Source organism: Sinomicrobium endophyticum (genome assembly GCF_052983315.1).
The window spans coordinates 222045-242702 of record NZ_JBRKIS010000002.1 but is presented as its reverse complement, the minus strand read 5'-3'; the positions used below and the strand labels follow the sequence as shown (position 1 = coordinate 242702).

Below are 20658 nucleotides of genomic sequence, written 5' to 3'. Positions count from 1 at the left end.
TATTCCTCTCCCGGGGCTCGTTTTGCTTTCCGTCCCCGGGATAGTATTTTTTAGAGATCTCCGCCTTCTTTTTCCTTATCTTCCAACTGCGGCATTTTACTATACCAGGCAGTTACCTTTTTGACCATACTTTCAACTTTATCAGGATATTGCCGGGCGATGTTGTTGTTCTCTTCAGGTTTTTCCACAAGGTTATAAAGTTCCGCCCTTTTGCCGTCAAAATCACAAAGCAGTTTAAAATCCCCTTCGCGGATGGCAAGATCGGGTAAAGGCTTATCAAAATCCTTATATCTTTTTCTATCCGGCGGACGTGCCCAAAAGATGGGGGATTGTCTTGATTTACCGGCTTTACCCAACAAGGTTGGCCATATATTTTCACCATCTGTTATTTCATCTTCCGGAGTGCCTATTCCAATGAATTCCAGAATAGAAGGTTTTAAATCGATTGCTGAGAAATAATTCCGGTTATTGCGGGTTCCGATAGCGTTTTCAGGCATAAAATTTGGTCCCCAAACGATCAAAGATGAACGGATCCCTCCTTCATATAAATGCCCTTTATAACCTTTAAGATTGCCGGATCTCCCGGCCCCCGGCTCCGGGCCGTTATCGGAACAGAAGATAATGAGGGTATTTTCACGGAGGTCCTTATCGTTCTTAACATAATCAAACAATTTTCCGAATTGTTTATCCATCGCCTCAAGAACTGCTAAATATAATGCCCTTTTTCCATCTTCCTTTGTCAAATCATAATCCTCGAAAGGGGGCCAGAACGGGCTATGGACATCATCGGGCCAAATATTTACGTAAAACGGTTTATCTTCCCTTTTAGACTGCTCCATAAATTCCATCGCCGTATCAATAAACCCGGTCGTAATTTCTGAACGTTGCATCCAGGTATAAGGCCCTCCAAGCCGTTCGGCATCCTCCCAGATCCGGCCAACCTCTCCCTTTGCATCCCTGGTAAGTGGCAATAACTTGGGACCCATACCTTCAAAATTGGTCAGGGATCTGTCAAAACCATACTCGGTAATTTCCGGGGCTTCATCAACATCACGTTGCCCGCCCATATGCCATTTTCCGAAATGCCCCGTCGCATAACCGGCATTTTTCAAATCTCTCGCCAGCATGGGAGCCGAGGTATCCAACCAGTTTACCATTCCCCGTTTTGCATTATGTTTACGATTGGCTAAAAATGAAGTGATATTCCAGCGCTGAGGGTAGGTGCCTGTAGAAATAGCTACCCGCGATGGAGAACAAATAGGGGCATTTACATAAAATTGATCAAAACTGATCCCTTCCGAAGCTAACTGATCGATATGAGGCGTTTTAGCGTCCGTATTACCAAAACCGGAAAGGTCTGACCACCCCATATCATCAATAAAAACCAGAATGACATTGGGTTTTTCATTATCAGGGGTAGGGTTTTCGGCTTTCTCTTTGCATCCCGGGGCCATAACCAACAGGAGAACCAGCAAGGCCAAAAATTGCTTTTTAGGTTTATTAAACATAAGACAAGGTTTTAGAGCATGTTTAAAATGATTTATATTATATAATTATCCCTTATATCCTCTTTTTCGCTTCGGGATATTTTTCGAGTATTTCTGTCAGTTCTGAAACTACATTTGGCTTTTCCGAAGCGATATTTTTAGTCTCCTTCGGGTCGTTATCATAGTCATACAACTCATAAAGCACTTCTTTACCATTATCCCGCATCGGCGTCCACCTGATCATCCTGTAACGGTCTGTACGTATAGCTTCTCCTAAATACCCGCCCATGGGAAAAGTGTGATAAGCGTGGTCCTTTATTTCTTTGGAACCGTCTTTTAATACCGGGCTGAGATCAATCCCATCAATGGGTTGCGGGCCGGTGGGCCTATCCAGTCCGGCCAGACTGGCCAGGGTAGGATAAACATCCACAGACTCGGCAAACTGTTTTGTTGTACTACCGGGCCCGGTTACCCCCGGCACTTTAAAGATCATGGGAATACGATTGGCCTGCTCAAAATTGGTATGTTTGGTCCAGATGGCATGATCGCCCAGGTGCCAGCCGTGATCGCCCCAAAGCACTATGATGGTATTCTCATCAAGTTCCAATCTTTTCAGTTCATCTATCACTTTTCCCAATTGGGCATCCATATAACTTATACTGGCATAGTACCCGTGGATCAGTTTTCGCTTTAAATCGTCATCATACACATCCTTGCCCACAGGGACAGGGAAGTAATTTGCCATTTCATGGTCCCGTTTCCCGGTAAAACCGGGGGAACCTTCAGGAGCTTTTTCATATTCCGGCATTGGTAAATGCTCAGGATCGTACAGGTCCCAGTATTTCTTCGGAACGCTAAACGGCAAATGGGGCCGGGCAAACCCTACGGCCATAAAAAAGGGTTGGTCGGGCTTATTCTTCAACTTCCGTAAACGGTCAATGGCATGATTGGCCACGCGTCCGTCGGCATAGGCATCGTCTAAAACATCCGGAGCCTCCCAGGCAGCCCCGCGCGGCAATTCGCGGTTGGCAGGGGTGTCTTCGAGGTACATCCGGGTATTTTCAAAAAAAGCTTCCTCCCGGGTGAGTTTACGATGGGTACTTTCCGGGTCTACATATTCGATCACTTTTTCCTTAAAGTGAGGAATGCTCCAGGAGGCCTCATCATTGGTGTTGCCATGCCCGATATGGTACACCTTGCCCATAGATTCGGTGTGATACCCCGAGTTCTTAAAATATTGCGGCAGGGTCACAGCATTGGGTATAACATCCCGAAACCCGGTCCCAAAGCTGTACAAACCTGTACTTGTAGACCTGGACCCCAGCATGATATTATACCGTGAAGGGGCGCATACCGCCTGGTTGCTATAGGCTTGTTCAAATACCATCCCTTCCCCGGCAAGTTTATCAATATTGGGGCTTTGGGCCGTGGTATCGCCATATACGCCTAGGTTAGGCTTGAGATCGTCAACCAAAATAAAAAGAATATTTGGTTTTGACGGTCCGTTCTGGGAGAAAACAGCCTGTGCCAACAGACATGTTAATACAAGAGATATACTTAATTTGAATTTCATAATGCTATAATTTTATACTTCCAATCCTTTTACACTTTGCTCTTTCAGCACTCTCATCCAACGCTTCCGGAATACCTGTTTTTCTCATTTTCCTTCTAAGAATACCTTCTAAGAAACTGTCTAAATGTTACTTTTCTTAACCTTTAAAGAGTTATCTTTTCCACCTGAGAAAAGATCAGTTCCGGATTTCCCTGCGTTTTTATTCCGATTCTTGCGAAGAGAAACTCCTGATCTATTTCGGATATATCCATTTCCAGACTGATAGTTTCATTCAGATCTTCAATACTTCCCGAAGGCAGTCTTTCTTCATTTGCATTGAATTGGTTGTCAACTAACATTGTTTCGCCAATATAAAGTGATACGAACTGTAAGTCCGTAGCCTCAACAACCTGTTCTATATCAAAAGTAACCTTTAGAGCGGAACCTGCAATTTCAAAATTTTCATTCCGGATCATAAAAAAAGGATTTACAGTTACATCCAACTCCCGATTTCCATTAACATGGATATCAATAGTATCCGATTGATTTACCCAGGGACCATTTCCATTTATCAGCACAAGTTGATAATCACCGTCAAAAAGACGTGCGGAAAAAGTACCGTCCTGTTTTACGTTTAGCCCTATAGGCTCAAAGTTTTCCCAACCGGGTTCGTATAACTGAAAAATATTGATACCTTGTCTTACACCTACCGGATCTCCTTCATAAAGGAGCCTCCCTGTTAATTCGGATTGCGGAGGGTCATAATTATCATACTCACAGGATGATAACCCCAATAAAATTGTGATAAATACTATAATTCTTTTCATCTGTTTATTTTTTATGGGCATTTTATAATCATTAAGTTTCTAATGAAACGGGTTTCTGACAAGTAAAGGGTTAGCATTCAAAGCTCCTTGTGGGATTGCGGAGTAATAGTTGCTCATCTGAAAGAAAAGCGGCTGATTAAAACGGGGAGCTACTCTTTTTTCAAATACATATTTCCCGTTACGTTCGGGGTTTTCAGGATCTACCACACGGTACGGCCATAAGGCATTTGCCATGGCTATGGGCGATCCGGAATTTCCGTCGTAAAGTTCATGTGCTATTCTCCAGCGCTTCAAGTCCCACCAGCGATGCCCCTCCAATGCTAATTCTACCATCCGTTCCTGACGGATCTTTTCCATATCCAAATCATCGACTCCCAGACTGTTAGGACCAAATCCGGCTCTTTCTCTTAGCTGATTGATATAAGTAAGTGCCGGGCCTTCCCGGTTTAATTCGAAAGACGCCTCGGCTGCGTTAAGTAAAATTTCGCCAAGCCTAAACCGAATCCACCAAACATCACTACCTTCATTGGGCACGCCGGAACCTGCTCTGGAATCCAGATATTTACGTGAATAGAAACCTGTATTCGTTGCGAAAGGCGTTGTTCCTATGGGGCCATCAGCTCCCACCAACAGCCCTCCGTCTGTGTATTTATCTCCCAGGGTGTTCGATGTTTCAATTTCAAATTTGTCACTATCATCATTCCAGACCATCACCCCTGCCTGTATACTGACCTTGCTCCCCCTGAATTCGGCGCCGGGATAAATTACCGTACCCCACAGACGGGCATCCTTATTTGTGAAAATATCCTCCGGGTTATCATAATATACAAAATCGCCATCCTCCGTACGGGTATTCAGAACCCCCTGACTGCCATCGAGATAATCATAGCTTTCTACCAAATGCAGCGTAGGTGTAATGCCGGAGGAACCATTGGGGTTTTCCCGCATGGAACGCGGAATATTTTCAAAGGTAAAAGAGTGGTATTTACCTTCGAGGGTATAATCATTTGCCCAAATAACCTCGGGATTTCCCTGCTTATTCGTGAAAAGTTCGTAAAAATTCTCTTTTTTATCAGGATTGGCATTATACAGGGCAAACGGCCCTCCCTGTATAATCTCTTCCGAAGCTGCCAAAGATTGCGTATAATAATCTTCGGCCCGTGAAGCAGGTATTCCCACTTCTCTCCCGGGCGTTTCAATAGGAGTGGCCAAAAGATTGTTGTACTTCGCTATCGAAGCCGCATACAACATAGCCCGTGATTTTAATGCCAATGCTGTCCACCTGTTAGCTCTCGTTTTGCTCTCCCCGGTCTGAGGAAGGTCATCTTTGATCTCCGCGATCTCCGTAGAAATAAAATCATAAACTTCTTCTTCAGTGCTTCGCGGAATCTGCATTTCTTCTACACCATCAGGTCCGGTATAGGTATAGCTTTGAAGCACTAAAGGAACTCCCCCCATACTCCGTACATGCTGAAAATACACGTAAGCCCTGATAAACCTTCCTTCAGCCAATAGCCGTGACCTCTCTTCATCAGTAAATTCCCGGGACGCTTCTACATTTTCCAGGAATATCTGGATATCCCGGATTAAACCATATCGCCATTGTTCTCTGAAATTATTAGGGAAATTCTGGCGTTCATTTCTCCATTGTTGTATGGGCTGGCCGGACCACATTGCTAGGTCGGTATCAGTAACATCAGCCCAGGAACCTTCCAGGCCCGCAAAAGGTTGAAGCCTGTTGTATAAATTTGCGAGTACAGAAGTTGCCAGTTCAGGATCACTCCATACCTGTTCATCCAGAAGTATATCCTGGGGTTCTTTATCCAGATAGTCTCCACAACCACTAATGGTAAAAACCAATATGACCATCCCGATATATTTTATACTATTTTTCATCTGTTAATATTTATTTAGCTCACTTTGTAATTATTTTTTAGCGGTGTTCACTGATGTGCTTCGCAATTGTTTTTCAAAGGTCATCCCGATGGTTGTCGGGAGGAATGCCCCGATTATCATATCGGTTGGTTTGATAAATCTGTTAATGGGCATTTCATATATTTTATTTTTAAAAAGCTGACCATTATAAGGTTATATTAGCTCCTACATTAACAACTTTCATAGGGGGATAATCCAGGCCATTTGGTCTGTTTGACTCCGGATCAAGCCCAATATCTTTCAGATTATCAAAAGAGTAAAGATTCAATCCGTTTACATAGAGCCTTATTTGAGGGATATTCAGCTTTTTAAGAAGGCTCTTTGGTAAGGTATAGCCCAATTGAATATTTCGCAATCTCAAATAGGTTACATTTCTGAACCAAAAATCTGAGGGTGTATTGTTATGGGCATTCTGGCTCCTCCTCAAAGCGGGATAAGTACCGGATACCCAGGCGCTTTCAGGATCGAAAATATCTTCCCTGTGCCATCTGTCATTAAATAAGTGCTCGGGGGAATTTCCATTACCCATAAAAGGTACTTTTGTTTCTGCACCACGCCCGCGACTCTGCATGGACCCTCCTGCAAGAGCCACGGAGAAGTCAAATCCTTTATAAGCAACCTTAGCATTTAAACCATAAGTCAAATAAGGCAGCTGTTCACCTCCATAACCTACCGGCCTTGTATCCAGATTATTGATCACTCCATCATTATTTACATCTTCATAAATGAAGTCTCCGGGCAGAACAGTGGTATTATTCTTTCCGTCGATATCAACAGGGTGGTTGGCAATCTGCTCCTGTGACTGAAACTGGCCTATGACATGCTGGCCCCATTGCACCGCCGCCCAACGATCTTCATTCGAATTCCGGTAATGATCCCATGAGTTACCAAACCTCGGTTTATAGGTGTAAAGGTTTCGTCTTCTTGCCAAAGTAAAGTTCCCTCCCACGGAATATGTCAGCCCCCCTATTGTATTTCTGTGAAGTAAAGATCCTTCAATCCCTTTAATAGCATCTGCCCCAAGGTTTTCCGGTGGCAGGTTCAAGGCTGTTTCTGTTGGGATCAATACATCGTATCTGCTTCCGGGAAGCCCTGTTCTTTTACGATAGAAGACATCCATATCGCCGGACAACTTTCCACCCCACATGCGAAAGTCAAACCCCACATTTGCTATTGACGATTCGATCCAGGACAGCGTTCTTACCGGCATCCCCCTCGGAACTATGCCGGTTATGAGCTGGCCATCCAATACGGCATCTCCCGCACCATAATTATAACCTGTCATATAGGCAAATGCGCCTACCCCGACTTCATCATCTCCCATAACTCCGTATGAAGCCCTGAGTTTGAAATTATTCAATACACCGGTAATTTTACTATTCCGGAGAAAAGGTTCTTCAGTAATCGTCCAACCCAGGGAAACAGAAGGGAAAAAGCCCCAGCGATCATCCGGAGGGAATCTCCAGGCGCCATCATACCGGGCTGCCAGTTCCAGCAAATACTTCTCTTTATAATTGTAGTTGATCCGGCCGAAAAACCCGGCCCTGGCCGATTCAAAAATATTATCATGAACATTTTGTAATTCATTGGGTTCTCTGATCAAATCAATATGATTGGTGGCCGGTGCCGCAATAATTTCGAAATCTTTATCAAGGCGGTCTTCCCCTTCCCCCCCGATCATAACAGCAAGATTGTGCTTGCCAAAATTCCGGTCGTAGTTTAATATAAGTCTGAGCACATTATTTGTGATATGCCGGTTTCTACGGCTTCGGTACCGGTTTCCTTTACCTCCTGTTACTTCGTAAATATCATCCGCCTCGTTATAGGTGTACGTATCGAAACTATACTCAAATTTATCCTGCAACTGATTATTAAAGAAATGGGAAAATAAGCCGGTAAGTTTTAAACCCTTCACCGGCAAATCATATACCAGATTCAGGTTGGTCTGTAAGGACCGCCATTTACTCTCTTCATATCCCGCATGATCAAAGGTAGCATTGTTTGTGGTTATCGTAGTGGTCGTATTGGGATAGTCGGGGTTATCATTGGCATAAGGCCTTTCAGTGGGCAGGTTCCTGAAAGTTCCCCAAAGCGGCTGCCAGTATTTATCTCCTCCGATGACACCGGGAAACTCTCTCGCTTCTATTTTTCCGTTAATCCGGATACCCACCTTCAATCTATCAGTGATCTCTGCACTTACATTCGATTGGAGATTGGTCCGGTTAAAATTGTAGCCATCAAAAACCGCATCCTGGTCAATATGGCTCAAAGAAAAATAATAATTAATTTTCTCGAAACCTCCCGAGGTACTTGCCTGAATAAATTTCTGCGGCACATTTTCCCGAATATAACCCGACCAGTCAAATCCACGATAGCCTTCCCGGGTTCCCTCCTGCCAAAGAGCTACTTCTTCGGGTGTCCAGTTAGACGTCCCGTTCTGGTTTATGTCTGCTTCGGCACTTGCCCGCACATAATCTGCAGCGCTGGCAGGTTGTGGAAAACGCGTTAAACTTTGCCAACCGTAATAAGAATGAATATTTATTTGATTTTTTTGATTGTTTTTTCCTGATTTCGTAGTCACCAGGACCACGCCATTAGAGGCCCTTACACCATAAATAGCGGCCGAGGCATCTTTTAAAACACTAATGCTCTCTATATCACCGGGATTCAGGTTATTAAATTGACCCTCCCCCTGGGGAACGCCGTCTATAACATACAAAGGGCTCCCCATATTTCTGATCTGAAGCGCAGTACCATTTCCGGGGCGCCCGTCCCCCTGCCTGGTAGCCACTCCGGACAGTTTTCCCACTAATGCTTCTGACATGGTGGAAACAGGGGCTCTTGTTATTTCTTCTCCTTCAACCTGGGACACGGAACCGGTTAAGGTTTTTTTCTTCTGTTCTCCATACCCTATGACAACCACTTCATCAAGGGCCTGATTGCTCATTGCCATGATAACATTCACTGTGGATCGGTTGTCTACCGGGATTTCCTGTGTCTCAAAGCCTATATAACTGAAGGTAAGGGTGGCATCTGCGGCAACATTATTTAAAGTGAAGTTCCCGTCAAAATCGGTCTGGGTGCCATTGGCGGTCCCTTTGACGATCACATTAACACCGGGAAGAGGCTGCCCGTCATCTCTGGTGACCACATTCCCGGAGATACTGAGCTCCTGGGACGCGGCATCCATCCCGAACAGCAAGGATGCTATGATCAATAGGCGGGATGCATAATATCGCCGATATTTGTTTGTTCTCATAATTGGTGATTTTTAAGTTGGTTTTGGTTATTTCAATTCGTTTGTACCCTTGCCTGACATTCTTTATTATAAGATGAACCGGTTTATCCCAAATGCCATCGATCCGTCGAAACTTCTGCCCGGTTTTCTTCTTTATTGTCCTGGTACGTGGATCGTCAGTACATCATACCTGGTTTTCCCCATTCTCAGGATAACCAGCCGCTAAACTGACTGAATGATATTTTTTTATCAAATTATTGGTAAAATCAAATTTTTATGATGTGGATTTTATTAATATGACGGTGTAATGTTAAATAATTATTAAGCCTGCCTCCTATATATTTGTTCAATTCAATAGCAATTTTGTTCATCATTTATGCTTTATCACCCATTTGAAGCCTTAATGCTGGTCCGTAGCCCATTTAAGGGTAACCAACTTCACGGGGTTTTAATGGAAACCATTCAGTTCCTCGATTTTCCTCTCCGGAAGCTTCCGCCACCTGTACTTGTCGTTGAGATAGACAATATGATTGACGATATGGTTTTCGTTCAGGTCCAGGTCCAGTTTGTCAATAAAGCCTTGGTAAAAAGTAAAGTCGTTCGAAGTGAACTGACTGTTGCCCTTGCTGTTTTGTAGGACCTCATCGAAGCACAATTCACTATTGACAACCAATACATCAAAATGGTATCGAAAATATCGTTGATCGAATCTTCGATGCTCCCGATCCGGGCAAAAAAACTATTGGAAAAACAGAAATGTTATGTTGATAACTCTAAAACTTTGGAAAGCAATAAGGCTCAAAAAGTCATTGTTATCAATCCTAGGTATGACAGGGTGGATTCCGATGCCATTGGTATAAATGGTATCAGGGTAAAAGGATGCGTCTTGGGTATAGCCGAAGAAATGATACAGCTAAACAAAACACAGTTTAACGACCAACCGGATATTTACCTGACCCGGCGATACAAGGATACTTTGATTTCCTTATCGGACAGAACAAAATTAACCAAGGTTGATGAGTCTTCCTGATAAATACATAAACAAAATTAGGCAGGAAAGTACTAAAACTATTGAGAAAAAATTTCTGCAAATCAAAGTAAACTAAAGTCGGAAAAAATAAGATCAATAAATTAAAAGAGAAATTACACTCACTTGAGGACAAATTCATTGACAACCAACAGATTATATGAGACTTATAGAACTGAAATATTCGAATTAGAGGAATCTATCAAAGGATTAGGAAAAGATCGCACTACAACCTATAAAAGTCTTTATCAAAATCTGCACTACCTGAAGGATCTAAGTAAACTCTATGATACCATAGACGTCTTAAAGAAAAGACAGCTCATTTCCTTTTTGTTCGACAGCCAATTGTATTATGAAAATGGAGGCTATCGAACTAATTATATCCCAGATCCACCAGCACATAACACACTGAAAATGAATGAAAAATAATTACTAAAAATCCAAAAAAAAAAACGGGATTCCACAAGGAAATCCCGTTAAGTCGGGGTGGCAGGATTCGAACCTGCGACCTCCTGGTCCCAAACCAGGCGCGATGACCGGGCTACGCTACACCCCGAAATACTAAAAAGAAGCGGAGAGACAGGGATTCGAACCCTGGCGACAGTTTCCCGCCGACAGATTAGCAATCTGCTCCATTACCACTCTGGCACCTCTCCGAACCATCTTATTTAGAACGTGCAATTCTTAAATTGCGGATGCAAATGTAGTGGTTCACTACATAGAACGCAACTATTTTTGGTACTTTTTTGTGTTAGTTTTACTAAAAAAATGTTACCCGTTTCAAAATCAAGTCCGTACTATTCCGGATATTCAATCCTTAAATGATAAATATTGGTCAGTTTCTGTTTCAATACCTTTTTTACACTTTCTATTTCCTTAAAAGTAATATTGGCATTGAGAAACTGTCCCTCCTCTATCTGTTTGCTTATTATCTTCTCTACAAAATCATTAATAGCGGTGTAATTCGGATTTTTAAGACTTTTGGATGCAGCTTCTACCGCATCTGACATCATCACTATGGCAGTTTCCTTGGAAAAAGGAATAGGTCCGGGATACCTGTAATCTTCTATATTGGTATCCGGATCATTCTCCAGTTGTTTTTTATAGAAGTAATATACCGTTGATGTTCCGTGATGCGTGCGGATAAAATCTATGATACGGTCCGGTAGGTTATTTTTTCTTGCTATTTCTATACCCTCCAGTACATGATTAATGATGATTTTTACACTCTCCTCCGGACTTATTTCATCATGTGGGTTCACCCCGGTAGTCTGGTTTTCAGTAAAGAAGACCGCATTATTCATCTTACCTATATCGTGATGTATAGCTCCTACCCTCACCAGCATTGCATTGGCTCCTACTTCATTTGCCGCAGCTTCCGCCAGGTTGGCAACCTGCAGGGAGTGATGGAAAGTACCGGGTGCTTTATCTGACAGTTCCTTTAAAAGCCTGGAGTTAGTGTCTGAAAGCTCTAACAGGGATACATCGGATACTAATCCGAATAATTTCTCGTAAATATAGATCAAAGGCTGTGCAAACAAGGTTGCAAGGCCATTGAGTATAAACAGTCCGAAATTAAGCCATACTATATTATCCAGGTTTCCCTCATGTATTACCGTAAAAGCAAAATAGGTTATCATATATACCAGGGTGATCTGCCCTACCGACACAAAGAGGTTCGCTCTCTTGTAGAGTTCGGAAACCGTAAGTATAGTTACCATTCCAGCAATGATCTGCAGAAACACATATTCGAAACTATTGGGTACTATAAAACCGAGCAGCAACACCGTAAGCACATGCACAAACAGCCCCAACCTGGGGTCAAAAAAAGCCTTTAGTATAATGGGGAGGATACACAGTGGCACCACATATACATAAGTCCCGTCATACCTGACTGCAACAGTGGTGACAAACACCATGACAATGATGTTCACAAAAATAAACGTCACTTTGGTATTGTCTTTCAGAATATGGGGACGGTACTTTTGGAGAAAAAGGAATAACATAACAAAGGCCAGAGTCACCAGGATGATGTATCCGAAAAGTATCCAGTAATAATTGGTCCCCTTCCATAGGTGCGACTCATACTCCCTTTCCAACGATCGTAATACCTCGTATTTCTCTCCTTCCACTACCTCGCCATTGAGAATAATACGTTTTCCCCTCTCAACAGTCCCTTTGGTGGCATAAATATTCTTGAGGTCTTCTTCCAGCGCCTTGTCGGACAATTCTTTGTTTAGGCTTACATTTGGCTGCACAACACTCTTGAACAAATGATAAAAATCATCCTGAAATGCAGAAAGCTTTCGTTGTTCCAGATAGCTGAAAAGCGCCTTTTCCAGATCTCTTATGCGAATGAGTTTATCTCTGGCAAGAGTACTTACCTCGTTACCTTTTACCAGGTTGACAAACCTGCTGTCCGGCATAAGCTCATCATCTGCTATTACCCCGTCGGTATATATCCTGGTCAGAAACTCCTGCCCTGCCCTTTCAAGATTTTTATTCTGAAAGACTTTCGGGTATTCTTTTTTATAATTAGCTATTGCCGTTGAAATTATATTGGCATTGTACGAATAATACGGAACAAAATCTGCCTGTACCGCCGCCTTCTCTTTCTCAACCTCCTTTTCGGTTTTTAAAATCGGAAAGTCAAACGGGGCATACAGGTTTTCGTATTGCCACGGTTTTCCTTTCTGAAATTCATATTTGAATTTCCCGGCCTTGGGAAACAGGTAAACAACCAATGCCGTAGCACATATAAGAAGAAAAGACTTGTAAATCAATGACTGGTTACGGTATATGTTATGCAGGGCATCTTTCATTAACAGGTATATTTACTTCAAATTTACACAAAAAAGCGTCACTGCAAATTTTACGCGGGCCAATAACCTTCTCTTTCGGAAGTGTTTTTGAAGTGGACAGCATTTTTTCCGGCCTCCTTCGCCCGAAATCTCCGGGAGCAGGTGTTTTATTCGTGGTAAAATTCATATCTTTAAACTTCTTATACAACTCTGCTAACTCTCATAACTATGAAAAAAATCTACGTAATCCTGTTACTGTGCTGTAGCTGTTTCACAAGCTTTGCGCAACAAAATCTTGAAAAGGACATTGCTGATATCGAATCGAAAGTCATTGAATGGCGAAGGTATTTTCATCAGAATCCCGAACTCTCCAACCGGGAATTCAACACCTCAAAGAAAATTGCGGAACACCTGAAAGGACTCGGAATAGAAGTACAGACGGGAGTTGCCAAAACCGGGGTTGTCGGTATCCTCAAAGGGAAAAAGCCCGGAAAGATCATCGCCTTACGTGCCGACATTGATGCACTGCCTGTGACTGAACGGGTGGATGTCCCTTTTAAGTCTACCGTACAAACAGAGTACTTAGGAAAGGAAACCGGTGTTATGCACGCCTGCGGACACGATACACACACTGCTATAATGATGGGCGTTGCAGAAGTCTTATCCAAAAATAATGACTTTGCGGGAACGGTAAAATTCATTTTCCAGCCGGCTGAAGAAGGTCCGCCACCGGGAGAAGAAGGAGGTGCCGACCTTATGGTACGCGAAGGAGTTCTGAAAAATCCGGATGTGGAAGCCATTTTCGGTCTTCATATAAGTTCTATGCTGGATGTGGGACAAATTATATATAAACCTGGCGGTACCATGGCTGCCGCACAGGAATTTGAGATTCACGTAAAAGGTGAACAATCACACGGTTCTGCACCATGGACAGGGATAGACCCCATATTTGTATCTGCCAAGATCATAGATGGATTACAATCTATTATCAGCCGTGAAATGGAACTTACCAATGAAGCTGCAGTGATTACCGTAGGCAAAATAACCAGTGGTGTACGTCATAATATCATTCCCGAAACCGCGGAAATGCTCGGTACTATCCGTACTTTAGACTATGATATGCAAAAACTGCTTAACAGCAGAATGGAAGAAATGGTAACTACTATAGCCAAGGCATATAAAGCAGAAGCCACAATTAAAATCGCCAAGGGGATCCCGATAACCTACAACGATCCGGACCTCACCGCAAAGACCCTGCCTTCGCTGCAAAAAGCGGCGGGTGAAGAAAATGTCATACTCACCAAGGCCGTAACAGGCGCTGAGGACTTTTCTTTTTTCCAGGAAAAAATTCCGGGATTTTACTTCTTTCTCGGGGGAAAACCCAAAGACAAAGCTCCTACACAGCACCATACCCCGGACTTCTATGTGGATGAAAGCGGTATGATACTCGGAGTCAAAACCTTTACGCAAATTGTTTTTGATTATTTAGGGAAATAAATGAGTTTAATATAATAATCCGGAGTGGCAGATTATGGTACGCCGGTAATCACATTTTTTGTTATGCATACATTGTTATTGTTTCTCGGGAAAATTCCCTGGTGGGGATGGGTACTTGTTTTTCTTATTCTGATTGCCATACGCGACATTTTTGTACAGAGATCACATACTATCAGCCATAACTTTCCCATTGTAGGACATCTGCGTTACTTTCTCGAGAGTATAGGCCCGGAACTCCGCCAGTACCTCGTAGCCAATAACCGCGAAGAACTCCCCTTTAACCGGACGGAACGGGGCTGGATATATGCTTCGGCAAAACGGGAAAATAATTACGAAGGTTTCGGCACGGACCAGGACATCTATTCGCATCAGTATATTTTTATAAATAATGCTATGCTCCCTTTTAAGATACCGAAGGGACACCCGAATACTACCGACAAACATTTTCTTCCATGTGCCAAGATCATGGGGGCTTACCGCAACAGGAAAAGGCCTTTTCGCCCCGGTTCCGTTATCAATATATCGGCCATGAGTTTTGGTTCGCTGTCTGCAAAGGCCGTGGAATCCATGAACCTGGGAGCAAAAAAGGCAGGCGCCTATCACAACACGGGCGAAGGAGGACTTTCTCCCTATCATTCTATGGGTGCCGATGTAGTGTTTCAGATAGGTACGGGATATTTCGGGGTTCGCGATAAAGAAGGAAACTTTTCCATGAAGAAACTAAAGAAGCTTACCGAAGAAAATTCTTTTGTCCGGGCTATAGAGATTAAACTCTCCCAGGGAGCCAAGCCCGGTAAAGGCGGTGTGCTTCCGGCAAAGAAAATCACCCGGGAAATAGCTGATATTCGACATGTAGATATGGGGAAAGATGTGCTCTCTCCTGCAAACCATACCGCTTTTTCTTCCATAAAAGAATTGATTGACTTTATCGAAAAAATCGCAGAAGAAACAGGTCTTCCCGTAGGAATCAAAGCTGCTGTGGGTAAACTTGACCAATGGCACGAACTGGCTTCTCTCATGAAAGAAACCGGAAAAGGTCCGGACTTCATTACCATTGACGGCGGTGAAGGAGGCACAGGTGCTGCCCCTCCCAGCTTCGCCGATCACGTTTCCCTGCCCTGGGTCTATGGTTTTAGTGATGTTTACCGTATATTCAAAGAACTGGATATCGCGGACCGCCTCGTATTTGTAGCCAGCGGGAAACTGGGGTTTCCGGCAAAAGCCGCAATGGCATTTGCCATGGGGGCAGATTGTATCAATGTGGCCCGTGAAGCCATGATGAGTATCGGTTGCATACAGGCCCAGTCATGCCATACCAACCGCTGCCCCAGCGGGGTGGCCACACAGAACAAATGGCTCCAAAGCGGTATAAACATCCCTCTCAAATCGGACAGGCTTCAACAGTATTTTGATACTTTCCGCAAAGAATTCCTGGAAGTAACGCATGCCTGTGGCTATGAACATCCCTGTCAATTTACCATGTACGATGTAGATATAAGTGTAGGAGACCGCAATCTTACACAAACTCTTGCTGCCACCTATAAATACAACAAGGTTAAAGTTCCTTTCGAAAACACGGAAAAACTCAAAGAATGTCCGCATCTGGGAGGTAAAAGCAAAACCAATAGCTGAAAACCCGGTCAAAAACTCCCGGTTTTGTGTAAAAATCGGGAGCTTGAATACCGTACTACACATTCATCCCTCACTTTTAACGAATTTCATTAGATATCTTCAAGGGAATACTTTAAAAAATAAAGAAAAATATCACATTAAAAGTAGACAAAAAACTATAAAAACATAATTGTGTTAAAAATAATGCAACAGTACTTTTTTATACTTGTTAAAATTCTTTTGCACAATATTTTTAAGGCAGGATAGTTTTATATTTATCAAAAAAGCCCCCATGACGCTTATAAAAAAAAGTATACTTTTTGCTTTATCCCTGTTATGCTATATTTCCTTTGCTCAGCAAAAGTATACCCTCAGTGGTACGGTAACCGATAAAAGAAGTAACGAAAGCCTTATCGGTGTAAATATTGTAGTGGCACAATCCGGCACAGGAGTATCTACCAATGAATACGGATTTTATTCCCTTACCCTTCCGGAAGGCAAACACACGGTTCAGATAAGCTATTTAGGTTTTTACACCATTTCCCGCGAAATTGATCTGCAAACGGATACGCGTCTCAACTTTCAGTTAAGCGAAAGCTCTCAACAACTGGATGAAGTCGTGGTTACCGAAAATTCCGGCCTGCAGAACATCAGTTCCCCGCAAATGAGTGTAAACGAGTTGTCTATTAATACTATCAAAAAAATGCCGGTAGTGCTTGGAGAAACCGATATTCTGAAATCTATCCTCTTACTACCCGGTGTTACCAGTGCCGGAGAAGCTGCCTCCGGCTTTAATGTGAGAGGCGGAGCGGCCGACCAAAACCTTATTCTCCTTGATGAGGCAACCATTTTCAACTCTTCTCACCTCTATGGCTTTTTCTCCGTGTTTAACCCGGATGCCATCAAAGATATCAAGCTGTATAAAGGCGGGATTCCCTCTCGTTACGGGGGAAGAGTATCTTCGGTCCTGGATATTTTTCAGAAAGACGGTAACAGTAAAAATTTTCATATGAACGGGGGGATCGGGGTACTTTCCAGCAGACTACTGGCCGAAGGTCCGATAGTAAAAGATAAGGGATCTTTCCTCGTTGCGGGTCGTAGCTCGTATGCCCATCTCTTTCTGAAACTAACCGACAACCAGAATGCCGCATATTTTTACGATCTGAACACCAAAATCAGCTATCGTTTTAATGACAACAACAGTATTTTTATCTCCGGATACTTCGGAAGGGATGTTATAAGTATCCGCAACAGTTTTAAAAACACTTACGGGAATTCCATCTTTAATTTCCGGTGGAACCATATTTTTTCCGATAAAATATTTTCGAATCTTTCGTTGATCTACAGCGATTACTACTATGGCCTTAGCCTGGACTTCGTGCAATTCAACTGGGATTCAGGAATTCAGAATTACAATATCAAATACGATTTTAAGCACTATCTCAATCAGAACCTGAAGCTTTATTACGGCGTGAACGGAGCGTATTATAAATTCAACCCCGGGGAAGTTACCCCTACCGCCGAGAATTCCGGGGCAAATTACAGGAAACTGGATGATAAATATGCCCTGGAAACCGCAATATACCTGGATATAGAACACTCTATTTCGGAAAAACTCAACCTGCAATACGGTCTCCGGATCAGCAGTTTTTACCGCCTTGGACAAACCAATATGAATCTCTACGAAAACGGCAATCCCGTTGTTTTTAACGAAGATTACGGAATTTATGAAAAGGCAGAACCTACAGGCACGGAAACCAAATCGAGAAAGGAACTCATAAAGACCTTCACCTATCCCGAACCCAGGGCTTCCCTGTCCTATAAACTAAACAACAACACCTCTCTGAAAGCCAGCTATAACCGGATGGCTCAATATCTGCACCTTATTTCCAATACCAGCTCTCCCACCCCCCTGGACGTATGGGCGCCAAGCGGGAAGTATATAAAACCCCAGTTACTGGACCAGTACGCAATAGGCTATTTTCACGATTTCAAAAATGGTAACTATTCCCTGGAAACAGAAGGATTCTACAAAACCATAAAAAACCGGATTGATTACATAGACGGAGCAGACCTTATTGCCAATAATGCCATAGAACAGGTTATTCTGAACGGAGAAGCCCGGGCTTACGGAATAGAATTTCTCCTCAGGAAAAAGAAAGGACCATTACAGGGCTGGCTGTCCTATACCCTCTCCCGTTCCGAGCAAAGAACCGCTGCACGCACCCCTCAGGAAACAGGAATAAACCATAGTCAGTGGTATAATACACCATATAATAAAACGCACGACGTGTCACTTACCGGTTCCTATACTTTTAATCCCAAACTCACTCTCGGGCTCAATTTTATAGTACAATCCGGACAACCCGTAACCTATCCGGACGGGTATTACGAATACCAGGGAGTACATTTTCCAAGTTATAACGGAAGAAATGATGAAAATCTCCCCGCATACCACCGTCTTGACCTTTCTCTTACCTACATCCCGAAGCCGGAAAAAGAAAAAGGTTGGCAAAGCGAGTGGGTTTTTGGTATTTACAACCTATACAACCGAAGGAATGCTGCCTCCATAACGTTCAGACAAGACCGGGAAACAGCCAGGAATGAAGCGGTAAGGTTATCCATCTTCGGTATTGTTCCTTCCGTTTCCTATAATTTTAAATTTTAATAAGATGACAACAGCTATCCGATACATATTTCTTTTTACACTGACAGTAGCGTTGGTGAGTTGTGAAGATACGGTTCAGGTAGATCTCCCGGAAGCTACTCCGCGCCTGGTTATAGAAGCATCTATAAACCTGCCTAAGGAAAGTCTTCCAAAGGCACAGCAGATAAAACTTACCACTTCCGCGCCTTACTACAATAACAAAGTCCCCGCCGCAACAGGGGCATCCGTAGAAATCACAGACGGTAAAGGGACAGTGTATGTATTTGCGGAGGACGGGAATTCCGGAGTATATAAAAATTCGGAATTCGTGCCGGAAATCGATCAGTCGTATACTCTTGATATTGTTTATGACAACGAACACTACAGGGCCACGGAAACCATGAGGTCTGTAGCAGAAATAGAAGATATTATCCAGTCCCGGGGCGGAGGATTCAGTGGAGACGACTATGATATTAAGGTCTATTTCACCGATCCGGCCGATGAGGACAATTACTATCTCTTCGAATTTATCCCAAATATCGATCTCATTCCTAACTTACAGGTATACGAAGATGAATTTATTCAGGGAAACCGGATTTTTGCATATTATACCGACGAAGACCTGAAACAGGGAAATGAGATTACCATAAGGATGTATGGCGTAACGGAACGCTTTTACAACTTTATGAATATCCTGCTCGAACAAAGTTCCAGCCAGGGCAATCCGTTCCAGACCCAGCCCGCAACGGTACGGGGGAATTGTGTGAACCTTACCGACAAGGACAATTTTCCCTTCGGCTATTTTCGCTTGTCAGAAATGCATGAAGTAGTATATACGTTGCAATAAAAATTACCGGACAATCCCTCCTGGACTGCAAGTTCAGAGGTTAGAAAGTAGCAATCCTGCCCCTCCGGCCGGGAAATTGCCATAGTTATCAGGTTACCCGGTTATTTAGTCAACACGCAATTAACCAATAACTGAACAAAGTAAAAGTTTATAGAAACTAAAGTAGCTGCAATAGTCCCGATATTATCGGGGCAAAGAGGTATTCAAAGGAAACAAACCACTAATACTTGTTCCATGCAAGTATCGGAATATAAATCTCACTTGGTGAGTTAAACTGAAAAGCGGGATGTTCTTTCCAAACATCCCGCTTTTCTTATTTCGTATTAAAACTGCCGAAAACACTGTTTCCGTAACACAATAATCAAATTTACTTCAGTTCAAACCCTACATGTACCGTAGCTTTGATACTCATTTCTCCTATGGCTACAGACTCTCCACTACCGGAAGCATCGGCTTCGGCCTTCATCATGGCATATCTGGGCATTGGTATGGGTTCAGGTTGTCCGGTTTCGGACAGGTAAACAGGTTCGCCTACACTTTTACCAAGAGCAGAAGCATATTCTTCCGCTTTTTTCCTGGCATTTTCTACCGCTTTTATACGGGCCTGGCTTTTCAATTCCTCAATATTCGAAGCATTGAATTCTACTCCGTCTATACGGTTTACCCCGGCATCCAGCAATCCCTGGCTCAGGGCTTCGTATTTAGACAGGTCTTTCAGACGTATGGAAAGAGATTGATTGGCCACATACTTGTACTCCTTGGTCTGGTAATCGTAATTCTTATTCAGGTTCAGATACTCGGTCTTTACGTCCTTGCTATCTATTTTCATATCCTTGCAGAATTTCAATACCTTATCGATAAGGGCATCATTAAGCTTTTTCACATCCAGGGCGGATTTACCTTCGTTTTCCACCCTGACTTTAAGGGTTACGTTATCCGGAACCACTTTTACCGTTCCTTCTCCCGAAACGGAAATTATACGGGACGGGTCCTTTACCATTACGGAAGGAGTTTGTGCTTGTAATGCCATAGTAGTACCTAATACTAAAGTTAAAAAGATTTTTTTCATAATATACATTGCTTTTTGTGTTTATATTCTTCCCCTTATACAACTGCCGTGCCAAACCGGAAATTCACAATTATTTTATATGAAAAACAAAGGAATATCCTAACGGAATCCTTGGAAACC

The 20658-nt window shown here is 43.0% G+C and carries 12 protein-coding genes, 2 tRNA genes and 1 pseudogene; 5 read left to right on the top strand and 10 right to left on the bottom strand.

All coding sequences use genetic code 11. The features are described 5' to 3' along the window. Window positions 1-50: 50 nt before the first annotated feature. The 6 genes and pseudogenes from ACVBDU_RS01265 to ACVBDU_RS01240 form a co-directional block, all read right to left on the bottom strand. Window positions 51-1508 carry a sulfatase-like hydrolase/transferase gene (locus ACVBDU_RS01265; RefSeq protein ID WP_447177967.1) on the bottom strand — a complete coding sequence of 486 codons (1458 nt, stop codon included), beginning with the start codon at window positions 1506-1508 and terminating at the stop codon, window positions 51-53. A gap of 52 nt (window positions 1509-1560) precedes the next feature. Then, window positions 1561-3060, bottom strand: coding sequence for a sulfatase (locus tag ACVBDU_RS01260; RefSeq protein WP_447177966.1), 1500 nt, complete (start codon window positions 3058-3060; stop codon window positions 1561-1563). Window positions 3061-3203: 143 nt separating this feature from the next. Next, window positions 3204-3866 carry a DUF3823 domain-containing protein gene (locus tag ACVBDU_RS01255; protein WP_447177965.1) on the bottom strand — a complete coding sequence of 221 codons (663 nt, stop codon included), beginning with the start codon at window positions 3864-3866 and terminating at the stop codon, window positions 3204-3206. 39 nt (window positions 3867-3905) lie between these two features. After that, complete coding sequence (locus ACVBDU_RS01250) at window positions 3906-5762, bottom strand: RagB/SusD family nutrient uptake outer membrane protein (RefSeq protein WP_447177964.1); 1857 nt, start codon at window positions 5760-5762, stop codon at window positions 3906-3908. 184 nt (window positions 5763-5946) lie between these two features. Next, window positions 5947-9060 (bottom strand): SusC/RagA family TonB-linked outer membrane protein, encoded by a 3114-nt coding sequence (locus ACVBDU_RS01245; protein WP_447177963.1) that lies wholly within the window; start codon window positions 9058-9060, stop codon window positions 5947-5949. Between the two features lie 439 nt (window positions 9061-9499). Beyond that, window positions 9500-9724: pseudogene (locus ACVBDU_RS01240) on the bottom strand (hypothetical protein); the annotation flags it as partial. 96 nt (window positions 9725-9820) lie between these two features. Between ACVBDU_RS01240 and ACVBDU_RS01235 the strand changes: the two are divergent. Beyond that, window positions 9821-10069: an N-acetylmuramoyl-L-alanine amidase gene (locus ACVBDU_RS01235; protein ID WP_447177962.1), complete on the top strand. Its 249-nt coding sequence runs from the start codon at window positions 9821-9823 to the stop codon at window positions 10067-10069. 478 nt (window positions 10070-10547) lie between these two features. Here ACVBDU_RS01235 and ACVBDU_RS01230 read toward each other — a convergent pair. From ACVBDU_RS01230 to ACVBDU_RS01220, 3 genes are all read right to left on the bottom strand, one after another. Beyond that, a tRNA-Pro gene (locus ACVBDU_RS01230) sits at window positions 10548-10622 on the bottom strand. Window positions 10623-10638: 16 nt separating this feature from the next. After that, window positions 10639-10722 (bottom strand) — tRNA-Ser (locus ACVBDU_RS01225). 141 nt (window positions 10723-10863) lie between these two features. Beyond that, the gene (locus ACVBDU_RS01220; protein ID WP_447177961.1) at window positions 10864-12888 is read right to left on the bottom strand and encodes an HD family phosphohydrolase; all 2025 of its coding nucleotides are present in this window, start codon (window positions 12886-12888) and stop codon (window positions 10864-10866) included. Between the two features lie 207 nt (window positions 12889-13095). Here ACVBDU_RS01220 and ACVBDU_RS01215 point away from each other — a divergent pair, with 207 nt between their 5' ends. From ACVBDU_RS01215 to ACVBDU_RS01200, 4 genes are all read left to right on the top strand, one after another. After that, window positions 13096-14364, top strand: coding sequence for an amidohydrolase (locus tag ACVBDU_RS01215; RefSeq protein WP_447177960.1), 1269 nt, complete (start codon window positions 13096-13098; stop codon window positions 14362-14364). Between the two features lie 63 nt (window positions 14365-14427). Further along, window positions 14428-15996 (top strand): FMN-binding glutamate synthase family protein, encoded by a 1569-nt coding sequence (locus tag ACVBDU_RS01210; RefSeq protein ID WP_447177959.1) that lies wholly within the window; start codon window positions 14428-14430, stop codon window positions 15994-15996. Between the two features lie 271 nt (window positions 15997-16267). Further along, window positions 16268-18643, top strand: coding sequence for a TonB-dependent receptor (locus tag ACVBDU_RS01205; protein WP_447177958.1), 2376 nt, complete (start codon window positions 16268-16270; stop codon window positions 18641-18643). A 4-nt stretch (window positions 18644-18647) separates the two neighbouring features. Further along, window positions 18648-19469: a DUF4249 domain-containing protein gene (locus ACVBDU_RS01200; protein WP_447177957.1), complete on the top strand. Its 822-nt coding sequence runs from the start codon at window positions 18648-18650 to the stop codon at window positions 19467-19469. 367 nt (window positions 19470-19836) lie between these two features. Here ACVBDU_RS01200 and ACVBDU_RS01195 read toward each other — a convergent pair whose 3' ends face one another. Beyond that, entirely contained in the window at window positions 19837-20538 is a 702-nt protein-coding gene (locus ACVBDU_RS01195) for an SIMPL domain-containing protein (protein WP_447177956.1), read from the bottom strand. Window positions 20539-20658: the final 120 nt, after the last annotated feature.